The sequence below is a fragment of the Chryseobacterium sp. RLHN22 genome, from assembly GCF_051011795.1.
In the GTDB taxonomy this organism is placed as follows: domain Bacteria; phylum Bacteroidota; class Bacteroidia; order Flavobacteriales; family Weeksellaceae; genus Chryseobacterium; species Chryseobacterium zhengzhouense.
Genome location: NZ_JBPCHW010000005.1, coordinates 92,485 through 108,942 on the forward strand (window position 1 = coordinate 92,485; position 16,458 = coordinate 108,942).

Genomic DNA, 16,458 nt, shown 5'->3' on the forward strand with positions numbered 1-16,458 from the left:
CAATTGAGGTTTTGCTAAGGAACCGCGATTATTCTTCTTCAGTATTCTGAAAATGCTGATTTAGATTGTCACTGACCAAATTTAAAAACTTGGTAGGTCCCTGCTTTCTGTTTCGGATTTCAAAAATGGTCTTATGGAAGTTACCAAGGTCTGTATCCAAAGTTTTTTCCACGTTTTTAATAACCTCACTCAGCTCTATATTCCCACCATTAAAGCATCGCATATGATATAGCGCGTAAACCAACTCAATTAATCCAACTTTAGAAGAAGACCAAACCAAGGGTGACTGAATTTTTCCATTAGTATTATCAGCTATATTTTCAATCTGCCTTTTTAGATATTGATCATACTGTTGGTTGGCTATAAAACGAGCAATCATATGATCATGAGATGTCGTAAAGTTTGAATCGAAATTATAAAAACCGAATGATAATTTCATTTTGAGATCATAAGAATTTCTAACAAATATTTTATGGTCAAGGTAGGTTGCTTCTCTTCGATAATAACTGTAAAATTCCGATTGCTCAGAATAAAATAGTTTTAGTTTCTCCTGTTCTGCTTCGTAATATTTTTTTAAAACCTTAATTCCTGCATTGGGTTTATGTGATTCAACCTCTAAAATTTTTGAATAGTAGATAAATTTTGCAATGAATGGCGGTTTCAATTTTTTGAAGAACTGAACTTCTTCTGCAACTGTTTCAAATTGATGAGATGAAATCATTTCTTTGAGTGTACGAATGGATTCGTCTATATGAAGCAGAGATTTTTCTGCAACTTTCACCATGTCTTCGTCATCATCATACACTTCATTGATTTTTAATTCTAACTCATCGTGTAATTGAGTGATTTTTCTAAAAATAGTTTTTGTTACCATGTCCTTTTTTTAGAAATTTACAAAAAATGGTTTATTGAAGCCACATTCAGCTGATTTTCAGTTCCTGTTTACGCTTCTTGATGTAATCTGTTGGTCTAATTCCGTTAATCTCGAAAAAAAGTTTTGAAAAGTTCTGTCTCGCTGCAATCCCACATTCCTCCGCCAAAGCCTCTATAGTATAATTTAAATATTTACTGTTGGTATTTAAAAGGGTTGTGATATAATTAATTCGGAGTTCAGCCATGTATTTATTAAAGTTCATTCCTTTATTTTCATTGATATACACGGATAAATAATGAGAATTGGTTCCCATTTTACTCGCAATACTTTTCTGAGTGATGCCCTTCTTAACGAATTGAAGCTCTTTCTCAAATTTTTCAAGTTTTTCCTTGATTTCGGTAGCCATTTCAGGAGAAATCGAAGTTTTTCGCAGGGAATATTCTTCCGATTCTTCGTTTGTAATATCCTGTGTATTATACGTGCCTTCCGCTATTCTCTTTTGAAGGAGGTTGTATTGCTTTTTTATTTTTTGGTCTTTACGGATTCTTATAACAAAAAAAATGAGCACCACCACACCTGAAAATATTAAAACCTGTGAAATGAGGATTCTCGTTCTACTCTTTTTCTCAATATCTTCTTTTTGTTCAATCAATTTATTTCGATCATAATCTTTATGAAGCTTATGAGACAGATAGGGATAATCCCTTGTGATTAAACTGTCTGCTTTTAGTAACTGATTGGTATAATAAAGTTGCTTCTGAACATCTTTGTTCTTGTAATACTCAATAAGATAATTATAACTTCTGTAAATCTCCGGTTGAATAAACTGATGTTTCTCAAAAATAGAATCTATTTTACTGTAATAGGTAATGGTTTTACTTTCTTCCTTTTTAACTTCAAAGATTTTCCCCAGATAGTAATAAATTACCGATACCCAAGCGAAATCATTGCGCTTTAGAATATTGGGAAGTGCTTTTTCCAAATCTGACTGAGCGCCAGCATAATTTTGATTTAAAAACTTCGAAATACCCATGCACTTTAGAAAATAACTGTTTTCTAAAAGAAAATCATTATCATTTTTGGTGAGATCATAACCAACTTTGCTAAGGCTGTCGCTCTTTGAGAAATTTTTAAGATAACGGTTGATTACCGTCATTTGGTGAAGCGAATTGAAATATGCCTTCTTATAATTGAACTGAATATTTTCATGCTGGTTTTTATGAATTTGAGAACTGTAGAAGTTACCGGATTCTTCAAAATGTTTCAAAGCTTCTTCATAGTAGCCTAAGTGTTCTTTTACAATACCCAAATGGTAAATTACTTTATAATGATGATATTGATCCTCAGATCCTTTAGAATACTGGTAAGCCTGCAAATAATCATTGAGAGCTAATCTGTACTTTTTTTGGTAGAAATAATAGATAATTCCTTTACTGAGATATTCTTTACTGATGTCATCTCTGGTTCCGTACTTCAGGCTTATTGTTAAAGCACTATCAGCATATTTGGTTTTATTGTTTAAGTCAAACTGTCTCGCATCTCTATATCCCTGAATCAGCTTAGAAAAGTTTTTTTCTTTTTTTGCTTTTTGGATGTAGAGTCTTACATACGGCATCGCACGGACATCATCTATTGTCATTTTCTGGTAGTAATCTCTGATCTCCCTGTAGGTCTTTTCTTTTTTTTGCTGTGAAAATAGTAATTGTGAAAATACAGAAAGGAGGAAGAGAAAGCAATTTAACTTTTTCATATACTGATATTAAGAACCTCACCATTCCAAAAATAATGATTTTGCGTTTAAATACAGGGGTTTTTACCTCGTCCTATTGTGTAAAGAGTAGAAAACAGGATTTGATGTTAATTAATGAGGTTTTAAAGGCATTTAAACAATGGGTCAATTTTAAAATAGTTCCGTCTCAATTTTAAAATTACCACACAACACGGTTTTTTCTGAGGCTTCAGCCGGATAACTTTGGCTTCAGAATTCTAAATCAATCCGGCCGGGATAACCAAATTAAAATTATTAAAATGAAAAATTTGATCCCAATTTTAAGCATAGCAATAGCTTCAGTTTCTTGTCAAAACTGCGCAAACCGAGATGAAGACATCACCACTGATTTTAATCAGTCTGAACAATTACAAAAAACATTTATGAAATCAGCAGACTCTACACAATCTTCAGAAGGAACATTAGACCCAGATCCAGACATCGATCCTCCAGTAAGGGATGGTGACAACTGGCGGCTAATTCCAAAAAAATAATAAAATTCCATAAACTATGATTCCTCATACCTCCATATCAGTTGTTACAGGCCTACCATGTCCGGAAAGCGGCATCTGGGAGAGTGTGGGGAATTTTAAGACTACAGTACCCTTGCTTAAGGGTGAACCCATGCCTGACTACTGCGGGAAGAAAATAAAATGGCAATTAATCCAAATCTGTTAAAACTATTAATGCATTAATCATGAAAGCCTTTTTGAATATTTTTATACAAACCGTTTCCTATTTTTTTATTCTTTTGTTCATTTATGCATCCATCAGTAAGTTGCTTGATTTTGAAAATTTTCAGGTACAAATCGCTCAATCACCATTGTTGAGCTCCTACGCAGGCATAGTTTCGTACTTTGTTATTATCACTGAATTTATAATTGTTGCATTATTACTATTTCCCAAAAGTAGAATTATAGGATTATACTCTTCTTTAGGATTAATGTCAGCATTTACAGTCTATATCTATTTAATTCTTGAATACAGTGAGTTTGTACCTTGTTCATGCGGTGGTGTCCTTGAAAACATGGGATGGCGACAGCATCTTTTTTTTAATGCAATTTGTGTTATAGCATGTTTGGTAGCCGTTATAATAACCGAAAATAAAGCAGGCAAAAAACTCATAAAATATATTCCAATAACATTTGCAGTAATAATATTAAGTTCACTAAGTGTTTTTCTCATGTATTTGCAGTCTGAGAGAGAACTTAGAAAAAACAATAATTTTACAAGAAGATATATTCCTCATGCACTTGAAGATGAAATAAAATTAGATATTAATTACAATTCGTTTTACTTTTTGGGACAGGATTCCTTGAATATTTATCTGGGTAATACCACTGCTCCATTAAATCTTACAATCGTAAAAAAAGATCTAAGCAGTTTCACAAAATATAGAATACCCTTAGATACAAAATCTCATCAGTTCAAAAGTATAAAAGTTACTTGGAAAACACCTCATTATTACATTTACGACGGAACTGTTCCAATTATTTATAAAGGTACTATCGAAAATAACAAATCTTTGAGTATAGCGAGCTTCAGAGATATGTATTTCGATCAACTGAATGTTATTTCAGAAGATAACTTTTTGTTTCGGTCACAAGGCTCACAATTCAAGAATTTTGTCATTGGATCTTTCAAAAATAACGATGTACATCTGAAATATGATATCCTCGGTACTCAAAAAACCGGATACATTGAAAATGATGGACAGTTATTACTCGATGAACAGCAAAACAAATCGGTTTATGTGTATTACTACAAAAATGAGTTTATCGTTATGAACAGTTCTTCTGGTGAAAAAGAAAGATTTAAACTTATAAGCTATATCAAAAATCAGAAAACTGAAACGGTAAAGCTGCCCGATGGGTCAACAAAAGTGAAAAACCCGTTACAGCAAAGCGTAAAAAATGCATTTGTCTCAAACAATATCTTGTTTGTAAACTCAAATTCCAAAGCAATTCATGATGGAACTATGCAGTGGAATAAGGCAAGCATTATAGATTTTTATAAGATTAATCAGCAATATTATTCCGGAAGCTTTTTAGTGCCTAATCGCCATGGTGAAAAACTGAAAGATATGCTTATTGCTGGTGAATACTTATATATCCTCATTGGAAATGAAATTGTCAAATACCATTTTGCGCAACCGGTACTTGAAAAATTTCACAGGTAATGCCGAAAACCTGATTTAATCGTAGGCACATCTTAATACAATTATTATGAAAAATTTTAAAACAATCATGATTCCCGTAGCCATTTTGGTATTTGGTATCGGAAGTGCTTTTGCTACCAACAAAGCAAAAACAGACAAAAAAGCGCTTATCCAAGCGTATCATTTTGATGCATCTGCTCCAGATGAACAATGTATCCCTTTTGGAGAAGTTGATTGTAATACTTCTTTCGGTGCAGTCTGTACTGAATTAGTAGATGGTACATCAAAAGTCATGTATCAGCGAATCAGTGCTACTGAGTGCGGACAAAATTTGTATAGAAACTAAAAAAGGAAGGATGCCAACAGGCATCCTTTTCCTTTCTATTCTATCCAATCCGGTTTTGAAAAATCCTTCAGATAGTAATCTAACCATTCAGAAACTTTTCTTAAAAGATCTTTAGCACTTTCACGGGACGCTAAATAATGTCCTTCTTCAGGATACACAATCATTGTCGCTGGCTTAAAATTTCTTTTAAGCCCCAAATAAAACTCCATTGATTGTCCCCACTCCACATTTAAATCCTTTTTCCCTGCCCATAAGAGCATCGGCTTATTGACGTTTTGAACATAAGAAATTGGATTATTTTTAAAATACAATTCTTGATTCGAAATGTATGGAGCATTAAAATTAAACTGCCCTTCTTCATATTGCCAATACAAAGGGCTCATATAGTGGAAGCTCATTGAAAAATATGATTTGACAATATCGCTGACGCTTGCACCTGAAATATAAGTTGTAAATCTATTGGAATGCGTTGAAATAAAATTTGTTACATAACCGCCGAAAGAATGACCAATCAAAGCAACTTTCTGAAAGTTAATGGATTTATGTTGTTGTAGAGCATCAAGAGATTTATCAACACAATATAAAGCCGAAAGCCCAACTCCTTTTTCATTATTAATGATATCAGGTAGATAAACAAAGTATCCTTTTTCTAAAAGCCCTCTAAGATCGAATCCAACGTTGACCTGACGCTCCAAGGATAATGGGTATACATTTCTTTTGTGACTTTGTAACTGATAAACATGAACAACCATCGGATATTTTTTTTCAGGATTATAATTTAATGGATAATAAAGAATGCCTCTAAGTTTTGCATGATCTGAATTTTCAAAAGTGACAGTCTCAATACGAATTTTGAATTGCGCTTTATCTTTACTATTCGATTGATAGATTACTTTTTTATCCTTACTTCGACTTAAACAAATCACTTGGTTAGGAAGATTAAAATTTTCTTCTGAAAAAAAGTAATCTTTTTCCGCTTTTATTTGTTTGTAGACCAATTTTGAAGTACTGTTTTTAAGTAAATGATGATATCGCTTTTCAGATTTTTCATATATCGACGTGATAAGATCAGCTCTATTATTTATTTCAAAAAGTAAGTTATTTTCATCTACAGTTCTGCATAAAAAAGCAAGTTCAAACAGGTTACTTGAAAAATGGGTTGAATAATTAGAATTCAATATCTTATAATTTCCTTTTTCCTGATTAAAATTTAATTTTAGTCTGTCTCTTTTTAAATCATACTCCCACAATCCTTCCGATCCATCAAAAAATATTTTTTTATTTTCTGTGAAATATGCTTGGGAGAAACCGTGATTATCAATTCTAATTGACTTTAAAGAATTAACGTTCACCAGCTTCCAATAATCATCTTTTTTGTAAATGATGTAATCTCCATCAGGAGAATATGTTGCACCTGATTTTACTACATCTATATAATCATATGTATCTGCAATGAAATCATATCTGTATAACTTTAGAGAAACGTCTAGACTGGTATAGTCACGCATCCCTGAAAAGCTAAAACTGAGAAAATAATCTTTATTGTTAGTATCTACAACCCTGTCCATTTTTTGAAATCCTAAATCAATGACTTTACTTTGCTCAGGAATCCAAAGCAATTGACTTGTTGATGTGTTAGAGAATTTTTCTTTGTAATTATTTTCAGATGCTTGCCAAATTTCAGGCTCACTCAATGTTTGCTTTTTCTTCGGCTTTTCAAGAGTTAAAACAATACTTCCGTCATTTCTTTGATAACCTTTTGCAAAATTAAAATCAACTTCATGTTGTTCTGAAAAATTGAATACCTTATTTTGAAGATCATTATAGTAAACTATATCCTTTATTCCATTCTTAGTATTTTTAAAAATCAACAATGATTGATTCTGTAGCTCTGTTACATTGGAAATGAAGTCTTTTGTTTGATACAAAATGGATTTTAAATTCCTTTTTAATTTCACCAATTCATAAGTGTTATTCTTTTGAATCAACAACAAAACAGTATCCTCTCGACAGAATACTTTTTTCACTGAACTGATGCTATCCATTAACGTCCTAGTTTTAAGGTTGTAGACTTTCACTTGCTCAGAACCATATAAGATCAGTAAATTTTCTTTTTTGTTAAGAACAAAGCTTTCACAAACTGGTAGATGAAAGGATGTACCTTTAGTATAGTCAAAAATTTCAGTTCTGTTATCATATCTTAATACCAAATCTTGAGGAGCCCATTTATAATCCAAAACTTTTATTTTCTCATAGAAAATTTTAGGATGATGACGATTAACAATAACAAGGCTGTCACTTTGATTGTCATAGATTTTGTAGACAGCAAGCCAATGACCATCGGCGGAAGCATCTTTAAAGTTAATTTCAAAAGGTTTATATTTTCCGTCCGATGGCATTTCAGGTTGCTCCTGTGCAAAAACCATCGTAAACAGGCTCAACAACAGGAGTGAAAAAATTTTCTTCATTAATAACCACTATTTTGAGGATTAAGATTAGGATTTATCAGAAGCTCTCTTTCCGGAATTGGAAACGCTTTATGAAAACTTTTCCAGTTCGGTTTTGATAATCCTATAATATCAAGCTTATTGATTCTCTTTAAATCGAAAAAGCGATGTCCCATTTCAGCGAAAAATTCATGCCTGAACTCATCCGATATTTTACCAAGTAAAGCATCTTTTGAAAGTCCTGCTGGAAGTGAAGATAATCCTGCTCTTTGCCTGATTTTATCCACGTAATTTTTTGCCTCAGATATTTTATTCTGATTAGCAAGGCTTTCTGCGTATAATAAATAGGCTTCCTCCAATCTGAATACCACTGAATTCTCGGTGGAATTTGCGTTTGCCGGATTTTTATATTTCATAGGACGGAAATAGGTCTTCTGATTGATTGCCGTTGGCAAAATCCAGACTTGTTTTCTTTGATCACCGGCTTCAAAAGAATTTACCAATACATCTGATAAGGAAAAAGATGTAGGTAGGCTTGTTGTAAAGTTGTAAAGCAGATACTCTTTTGTAGCATCGGTAGAATTAGCCGGTTTCAGCTGCCACATAATATGCTTTCCTGTTTTAGTAAAAACTTTACTTAAATCTGATTCCCAAGTATAAAGGGGTGATTGAATGATTTGAGAAAGCAGTAACTCAGCATCGTTCCACTTTTCAGCACTTAGAAATATTTTTGCCAGTAAAAGTTCACCTACTTTTTTGTTAACATAGATTCGTTCCTGATTTGCATACTGATCACTCAAACCATTGAGTACGTCTTTCAAATCATTTTCAAGAGTCGCCATTAATTGCATCTTGGAAACTTTTTTCAATTGGCTGTTATAAACATAATCTGTCGTATCGGTGTAGGGTATATCATCAAAAACCTGCGATAAGTTGTAATAGATCATTGAACGAATTACAGTCGCCTCACCAATCAATCGGTTTTTATGCGTTTGTGAAATTGAAGTGGATTCCTTCACCCCCTTGATAATCGAGTTGGCATAATAAATATGCTTGTACGCTCTAGACCAGTAGTTATAGATAATGGAATTGGTAGGAATATGTACATTGTTGTAGATATCTACTATTCCGTTCTGAACATACGCCGAATAACAGTTGAGATCATCAGTATAAGCTCCTAAAATAGCAGCCGAACCCGAACTGTCTCCTGAAAAAATTGAGTTGCTCCACAGTTCAGCATACAGTCCTGCTAACGCTGCATTGGCAGAAGAGGTATCAGCAAAAACCTCTTGAGTTCCAATCTGATTATAAGGAAGATCAGTATCTATGAATTTTTCACAAGACACAGAGCCCAATAAAATAATGCTTGCTGAAATAATTTTTAATTTATTAATTATATTATTTTTCATTTTTACAATTTTTAAAAGTTAATCTGGGTTCCTATTGACCATGTTCTCAATGGCGGTAAATAACCGGTCGAAATAAATTCAGGGTCTAAACCTAAATATTTTGTCCATGTTAAAACATTTTGACCCTGTAGGTAGATCATTACCTCCGAAACAAGTGAACTTTGTAAAGGAAGTCTATAGTTGAGTTGAATGTTTTTTAGTCTGATGAATGAAGCATCACCGACTGCTGCAGTACTGCGGGTAAAATTAGTGTGAGCTGCATTTTTAGTTGGATTTACACCCGTTGTAAAAGGCATATAGTAACCGTTTGGATTTCCCGCATACCATACATCTGAAACAAATTGTGGTTGATTATTCATTGTTCCTCCAACTGGCATATAGTTGTGATAATTATAATTTCTTTGTTTGGTAAACTGAAATAAAAATGATAAATCCCAATTTTTGTAGCGCAGTCTGTTAGACCAGCCTCCATAGAATTGTACAGAAAGGTCTTCAATGCTTTTGTTATCATCCGGTGAGGAGATTTTACCGTCTCCATTGACGTCTGTAAACGAATATAGTCCTGTAGCTGGATTAATCCCGTTAAACTCATAAAGCTTAACAATAGAAGTACTATAGCCTACAACAAATTGATTGGCATACGTAGATCCTTCAAGATTAGGAAAAGCAAGCAACCTATTTTGAGGAATGGTTAAGTTAAAATCTGACTGCCATGAAAAACTGTTGCTTTTGATAGGAGCTGCCCTCAATTCGAATTCCCAGCCTTTGTTTTCTACAGTAGCAGGCAGATTGGCCTGAACAGAGGTAAAACCGGTTGTTGCCGGTAAAGGCAGACCTACCAACTGATTGTTGGATCTGTTTCTGAACCAAGAGATGTTCAAGCCAATAACATCCTTTAAAAATGATGTTTCAACTGCAAATTCCAGTTTCTTTGTTTTTTCCCAGCTAAAGCTTCCGTTGAATAATCTTGTGGGAACAAGCCCCACTACTCCATTGTAGATACTCGCAGAAGCTACTGAATACGTATCCCGAAACTGTGCATCGCCAATATTATCGCTTCCCGCAATACCGTAACTTCCTCTTATTTTTCCAAAACTTAACCATTTTCTGCCAGCTAAAAAGTTTTCCTTTGAAAACAACCATGCTGCTCCCACTGCTCCAAAATTGGCAAATCTGTTGTTGGGACCAAATCTGCTTGAACCATCCCTTCTCGCAGTGAGATTGACAATATATTTACCGTCAAACTGATAATTCAATCGTCCAAAAGCAGCAATATATTTATATTCCGTAGAAATGACATCAGAAAATATTTTCGTTTTGGCTGCATTGATATTCATCATCAAAGCATTGCTTTCAAATCCTGACCCTTGAATCGAAGATTGTTTGGACTCCAATGAATTGATGGTTGCACCCAGCAGGAAGCTTACTTTATTTCTGCCGAAGCTGTAATCAGCGGTGAGCTGTGGTTCTACATTGTATGAAAATGAAGAAAAACTACTCGTTAATGTGCTTGAACCATTCGAACTGGTAAAATTAAAGGCAGGATTATACCTTGTATGAGGTCGCAAATTAAACTCTTCAAAATTTTGATAATTAAAGCCAGAATTGATGTTAAAGCTGATATTCGGAAAAATCTGATAAGAAATATTCAAACTGTTATTAATCTGTTTGGTATCATTCTGATACGTAGCCACCGTTGATGCCATAGGATTGGTAAACGTATTGTTCTGCCAATTTAAAGATCCGTCACTGTTATAAAGTGCCGGAGCATTTGGACTGAGAAACAAACCAATATTTGTTAAATCCTCATTGATGACATTATTGAATTGCTGCGAAAAATTATTAGCCATCACAACATTCAGCTTCTTATCTTTTGATCTGTGGGTAAAACCCATTGACAGAGCATTATTCTTGTATTGATAATCAGCAGGATAAACAGTTGTCTGTTCATTGTGGGTCACATTGATTCGGTATGTCCAACCATCCGAACCTCCCGACAGACCAAGACTTGTATTTGAGGTCGTTGCCGTTTTTCCGGTCAATGTCTTCTGCCAGTCGGTGTAACGGGATTCGTCCCAGGCACCATTCACGTCATATGCCGTAGCCGGATATGCTGTAATATTATCATTTGCAAATGCAGATTTACGCATTGCCATATATTCTGCAGTGTTCATCATTTTCATTCTTGATGCTACACTGCTAAAAGCCAAACTTGAATTGAATGTTATATTGGATTTATTCTTACTTCCCTTTTTTGTTGTAATTAAGATAACTCCATTCGCTCCCCTGCTTCCATAGATTGCCGTTGCATCTGCATCTTTAAGTACCTCAAGACTTTCAATATCATTAGGGTTAATGCTGTTAAGAGGGTTGATATTTCTGAAAGGTAATATCTGTGCGGAGAATGTTGAAGCAACTGACGTTGACATGGGCACACCATCTAATACATATAAAGGCTGATTTCCGTCAACAGGACTGTTGGATAATGTTCTGAGGCTGTTTCTTCCTCTAATCTGAACATCATATCCACCTCCAGCAACCCCGGAACTCTGTGTAATACTCACTCCTGCCATTCTTCCCTGTGCTGCTGACAGTACATTGGTCACAGGTTGGTTTTCTATGTCTTTTGCTGAAACTTTGGCAATACTACCGGTTCTTTCTCGATCTTTTACCTTGTAGTAGCCCGCGTTGAGAATAACTTCTTCGATTCCCTTTACTTTTTGTTCTAAGCTGATATTAATGACGGTCTGAGTAGTGGCTGTAATTCGTTCTTCAGCATACTCAGGATGTCTGAACAATAGGATGGGATTTTCTGCTGTAACCTGTAATGTATAGGTTCCGTTGTTGCCGGACATAGTTACCTGATCACTGCCTTCTTGGGAGATGATAACTCCCTGTAAAGGTTTGCCTGATGTAGTAACAGTACCGGAAATGGTGCGTGTCTGGGCGTTTGTATTAATGCTTACAGCGGTAAACATAAGCCCAAAGAAAATGCCTCCTATATGGTAATAGGAATTTTTCATAGATTTGTAAAGGTTTTTAATTTTTTAAAAGATTAATTACTGAACTACGCTCTTTCCCGTTGGTCTGCAAACTCTATGGGAAGGGGCTTTTTTCTTTCTTCTGATTTTTAAGTTGAGTAGTTTTTTGATTTTCATTTTTAAATAAAGACTTTCCTGATGCCCTTTGGTATGAAAAAGGACTGGTGAGGTTCTGTAAACAGTGACCGCAAGGCACCGGAAAGAATTTAATATGAATGAAATCTGTGTCCCAAGTGAGCTATTTAAAGCCTCAATAGGTTGTACCCTCCTATTGTATCGTGTAATCTGATACTATGTTTTAGGAAGCGGGCTTAGATTTTTTATGTAGAGATAAAGCGAACTGCATTGGAAAAAGACGGCATGAGACTCTACATTATCAGTATTAGAGGTACTGGTATACCTTGGAAACAGATAAGAGAGCTCACGCCTAGGTCGTGAGCTTAATACTTATCCTCTTGTTTCCTAAAAATTACCAGTTTTCTAATACAAGATTCTAAGCAATAGCTTCTATTATTCTTTGAAGTATCGCAAAGTTAACAAACAAATATTTATCTGTCAACAATAATTTCAAATATACAAATAATATCGGTACGGCATAGCGTAACGATATTATTTTTTTGAAATTGTTAATTGCACTTGTGAATACTGACAAAATATTTACAAAATTAAAATCATTATTTCCTTAAAAAAACTTTTGGAGAGAGGTAAAAATCTGCAAAAGGAACTTAAGGATAATAAAGTTGTTTACAGCTATCATGGAGTTGCTTCTAACGCACTCCTACGAAAAGCAACAATCAATGATACCTTAAATGGTATTACATCACCGAAAGCTACAACTTTAATAAGTATTGTTGAAGCTATGGAATTTACGATGACTGATTTTGGTAAAGAGTTTGACAGTATTTTAGATGAGGAAATAAAAACATATCTGAATGAAAACTCATAAAACATTTCATCTTGATTTACTAATTTCTCTGTAATATCTATCAGAACATTGCTGTAAAACTTCCTCAGATTCTTTTATAAATTTCTCTTTTAACTTTATTTCTTTTTCATTTTGCTTCAGGGAATTCTTAGACGCTTTAAGCTTTGCATCGCTTTGATAAAGTAGTACAGATAAAGTTATGATTGCGATTGTTGTAATTGTGCTGTAGATTTTTAGTGTTTTCATATTTGTGGTTTTTGTAAATATAGTAAAAATCACAGATATCCATGGGATGTGATAATTTTGTATATTTGAACAAAACTATACCAACCATGATTAGCACTCTAGAATACCAAAAATCCTTAAATAGAGAACTTGACATTTTTGAGGACAGAGTTCGAAACCTAATCGGGAATGCTCATTGGGGAGAGGATGGTAGATACAAAGAAGACAAACTAAGGAATATCATCAAAAGTAAGCTGTCAAACAATCTATCAGTGGGAACTGGATTTATACTAAATTCAATATCACCAACAGAGAATATGCTATCTAAGCAAATTGACATTATTGTATACGATAACAATCACGGATCTTTAATAGAAGAGGGTAATTTTGTAATCGTAACTCCAAGTTCTGTGAGAGCTATAATTGAAGTTAAGACAAATATTTCTTCCAGCAGAACTGACAAAAATGGATTAAGTAAAGTCGTTGAAAATTTTAATTTTATAAATCGATTTCCTTCTTTATGTCGAACAGATCAACATAGAATCTTTCGTGGATTAATATCGTTTGATTACAGAGGAAAAATTAACTCTAAAATTATAGATGATTCAATTAGATTGTCTCGCGGTGTAATTAATCATATTTCACTAGGGGGACAGATATTTATACGACATTGGATAAACGGAGAAGGTCTTGAACCTCCAATTGACGCTGATTGCAAAACAAATTTTTATAATGTCTACGAACTTGAAGATTTGTCACATTCGTATTTTATATCAAACCTTATTCACATGACTACATCAGTAGATCTTTCAGATAGATATTTTATGGATTTTCCGATAGAGGGCTCTAAAGAAACTAAAAGGAACAGAACGATTTGTTTATAAAAATTAAGCTACTTGCACATGTCAGAAATGAACTTTTTAGTAACAAATAAATTTGGTAATTATCCAGAGAATACAAAAAATACAATTCTTTTAACTTGGGACGATTGGAATGATTATTCCTATTATACATTATTCGGTGTTGAGTATGTCGATTCTAAAGGAGAAAAATGTACAATAGGAGCTGTTAGAATCGGTTATATTGGCCAAAGAAAAGGTATTGATCAGAAAAAAATCAAGATCGGAGAATCTTTCCAAACACTTGATGACACACATTTTTCTGTGGGAACTGAAGATTCTTATTACGAAACTTTAAATGAATTGCCAGAAGAAGTTAAGTATTTTGTTCTCTTTGGACTAAATGATATAGCTCTAAATAGTGAAAAATTGAATCTTGCAATAACTGAAGAAGTAACTACCGATTCTCTTATGAGAGACATTTCGTATTCAACAATAGCTAATCAGTTTAAAAGAATTGCTAATGGTGGAGCCAGGCTAAGTGACTACAGTTTTACTTATTCTTCGGGGAATCAGCATTCCTCTCCTATCAAATTTAATGTAATTGCAGAACAATATCCACCAACAAATATTCAGATAATTATAGGCAGTAATGGGGTAGGTAAATCGTATCTATTAAACAAAATGCTTAATAGTGTTTTGCAACCAAGCAATGATACAAGCGATGAACGTTTCATTTTTAATACACAATACGAAAGTGATAAATTTTCTAATGTGATATGTGTCACTTTCAGCGCCTTCGACGAATATGAATTTCACAATAAGTTTGAAAATAAAGAAATAAAGTATCATTTTGTTGGCTTAAAAAAAATGGAAGTTGAAAACAAACATTCCCTTAATGATTTCGCCGACAACTTTTTATCAAGTATTAATTTGATTATTAGTTCTAAAAGATTTTTTAGATGGAAAAACATTGTTTCAGAGTTAGAAAGTGATCCTGTTTTCAAAAATGAAAATTTAATAGAATTTATAGAAAAAGAATATAAAACCAATGATACAGCCGTCTTACGATCAAAATTCACAAAACTGAGTTCTGGACATAAAATAATACTGCTCACAATAACAAAGCTTGTAGAATTATTACAAGAGAAAAGTCTAGTATTTTTCGATGAGCCTGAAATTCACCTCCATCCTCCCCTTCTATCATCATTTATTAGAGCATTATCTACATTACTTTTAGATAGAAATGCTGTGTGCATAATGACAACTCATTCTCCTATTGTACTACAGGAAGTTCCAAGTTCTTGTGTTTATAAACTATCGAGAATGGGAGCTTATTCAAAATTTGAAAGACCTAGATTAGAAACTTTTGGGGAAAACATTGGTGTATTAACAAATGAGGTTTTTGGGCTTGAAGTAACTGAGTCTGGTTTTTACAAAATATTAAAAGAGTTGGTGCAAGAAAATTATAACTACGAAAGTGCAATAAGAAAAATTGATGAGCAATTAGGTATAGAAGGTAGATCAATTTTGAGAAGCCTATTTTTTGATAAAGAAAGATAAATGAAAAGTATATCAAGACCAGCAGAAACAGTTGACAATATTTTAGATGTTTTCATAAGTGATAATGTAAAAGAATCAACTAGAAATCAGATTAATACAAATAGATTAACTTTTACACTTTTGGAAAATGAGTACATTACAAAAGTACAAGACAATAGTCTTTTTGAAGTTCCCAGAGGAATTCCAGCTAGCTTAACTGTTACGAAAGAATCTTTAGTAAGTTACTATGAATACCGAATGTTAAAAAGACCAAATGCAAGAATTTTTTATGACTGGCTTATTCTTTCTGCACCATTTAACATATGCCCATATTGTACCGTTAAAACAGTTAAAACTATTGACCATTTCCTTCCCAAAAGTGAATATCCATATCTTTCTATTACGCCTGTGAATTTAATACCATCATGTAGAGATTGCAATACTGAAAAGATGATTAGTTATCCGTCCAATCAGGAAACGCAGACTTTTCATCCCTACTTTGATATTGTGGATACAGAGCCTTGGATAGTTGCTGAACTTATAATTGGAGAACCACTAAGTTTTAGTTATAAGGTTAGTAGGCTAACACATTGGGACGATAACAAATTTAATCGCTCAGTTAATCATTTTAATGCTTACAACATCGATGAACTATTCGCCAACGAAGCGAATAGAGAACTAAGAACAAGACAATTAAATTTAAAAAATCTTTTACAAAGAAGCAGGGAAGAATTGAGGCATCATCTTGAGGAAACATATTTAGGTTGCTTAAATAGTGTTGGTATGCTTGATTGGCAAACAATAATGTACAAAAATTTGAAAGATAATGACCAATTTTTAGATGGATGTGTGGGCAATAGTTATTTTAATTAAATAACTATAAA

The 16,458-nt window shown here is 33.5% G+C and carries 13 protein-coding genes; 7 read left to right on the forward strand and 6 right to left on the reverse strand.

The genetic code is table 11. The annotated features are described in order from the left end of the window. Positions 1-28: 28 nt before the first annotated feature. Both ACR1PN_RS06940 and ACR1PN_RS06945 read right to left on the reverse strand, forming a co-directional pair. A complete protein-coding gene (locus ACR1PN_RS06940; RefSeq protein ID WP_433979422.1) occupies positions 29-874 on the reverse strand; it encodes an RteC domain-containing protein in 846 nt (281 codons plus the stop codon). 46 nt (positions 875-920) lie between these two features. Further along, on the reverse strand, positions 921-2,624 hold the full coding sequence (locus tag ACR1PN_RS06945) for a helix-turn-helix domain-containing protein (protein ID WP_433979423.1): 1,704 nt from the start codon (positions 2,622-2,624) through the stop codon (positions 921-923). Between the two features lie 278 nt (positions 2,625-2,902). On the opposite strand from ACR1PN_RS06945, the gene ACR1PN_RS06950 reads away from it, so the two are divergent. The 3 genes from ACR1PN_RS06950 (at position 2,903) to ACR1PN_RS06960 (ending at position 5,146) form a co-directional block, all read left to right on the forward strand. After that, complete coding sequence (locus tag ACR1PN_RS06950; protein WP_433979424.1) at positions 2,903-3,136, forward strand: hypothetical protein; 234 nt, start codon at positions 2,903-2,905, stop codon at positions 3,134-3,136. A gap of 203 nt (positions 3,137-3,339) precedes the next feature. Continuing rightward, on the forward strand, positions 3,340-4,821 hold the full coding sequence (locus tag ACR1PN_RS06955; protein ID WP_433979425.1) for a DoxX family protein: 1,482 nt from the start codon (positions 3,340-3,342) through the stop codon (positions 4,819-4,821). Between the two features lie 46 nt (positions 4,822-4,867). Further along, positions 4,868-5,146 (forward strand): DUF6520 family protein, encoded by a 279-nt coding sequence (locus ACR1PN_RS06960; protein ID WP_433979426.1) that lies wholly within the window; start codon positions 4,868-4,870, stop codon positions 5,144-5,146. 35 nt (positions 5,147-5,181) lie between these two features. Here the strand turns inward: ACR1PN_RS06960 and ACR1PN_RS06965 are convergent, their stop codons facing one another. From ACR1PN_RS06965 to ACR1PN_RS06975, 3 genes are read right to left on the reverse strand one after another with little or no spacing between them, the layout of a single operon-like run. After that, complete coding sequence (locus ACR1PN_RS06965; protein WP_433979427.1) at positions 5,182-7,614, reverse strand: alpha/beta hydrolase family protein; 2,433 nt, start codon at positions 7,612-7,614, stop codon at positions 5,182-5,184. Then, entirely contained in the window at positions 7,614-9,002 is a 1,389-nt protein-coding gene (locus ACR1PN_RS06970) for a RagB/SusD family nutrient uptake outer membrane protein (RefSeq protein WP_433979428.1), read from the reverse strand. Before ACR1PN_RS06970 ends, ACR1PN_RS06965 begins: the two co-directional genes overlap by 1 nt. Before the next feature lie 11 nt (positions 9,003-9,013). Then, positions 9,014-12,025, reverse strand: a complete 3,012-nt coding sequence (locus ACR1PN_RS06975) for a SusC/RagA family TonB-linked outer membrane protein (protein WP_433979429.1) — start codon at positions 12,023-12,025, stop codon at positions 9,014-9,016. 712 nt (positions 12,026-12,737) lie between these two features. On the opposite strand from ACR1PN_RS06975, the gene ACR1PN_RS06980 reads away from it, so the two are divergent. Then, positions 12,738-12,989: a hypothetical protein gene (locus tag ACR1PN_RS06980; RefSeq protein ID WP_433979430.1), complete on the forward strand. Its 252-nt coding sequence runs from the start codon at positions 12,738-12,740 to the stop codon at positions 12,987-12,989. Positions 12,990-12,995: 6 nt separating this feature from the next. Here ACR1PN_RS06980 and ACR1PN_RS06985 read toward each other — a convergent pair whose 3' ends face one another. Further along, entirely contained in the window at positions 12,996-13,214 is a 219-nt protein-coding gene (locus ACR1PN_RS06985; RefSeq protein WP_433979431.1) for a hypothetical protein, read from the reverse strand. A gap of 86 nt (positions 13,215-13,300) precedes the next feature. Here ACR1PN_RS06985 and ACR1PN_RS06990 point away from each other — a divergent pair, with 86 nt between their 5' ends. The 3 genes from ACR1PN_RS06990 to ACR1PN_RS07000 are packed head-to-tail and all read left to right on the forward strand — an operon-like array spanning position 13,301 to position 16,447. Beyond that, positions 13,301-14,077, forward strand: coding sequence for a DUF6602 domain-containing protein (locus ACR1PN_RS06990; protein WP_433979432.1), 777 nt, complete (start codon positions 13,301-13,303; stop codon positions 14,075-14,077). 18 nt (positions 14,078-14,095) lie between these two features. After that, positions 14,096-15,595 (forward strand): AAA family ATPase, encoded by a 1,500-nt coding sequence (locus ACR1PN_RS06995; protein ID WP_433979433.1) that lies wholly within the window; start codon positions 14,096-14,098, stop codon positions 15,593-15,595. Then, positions 15,596-16,447, forward strand: a complete 852-nt coding sequence (locus ACR1PN_RS07000; RefSeq protein ID WP_433979434.1) for an HNH endonuclease — start codon at positions 15,596-15,598, stop codon at positions 16,445-16,447. The last annotated feature ends 11 nt before the right edge of the window (positions 16,448-16,458 follow it).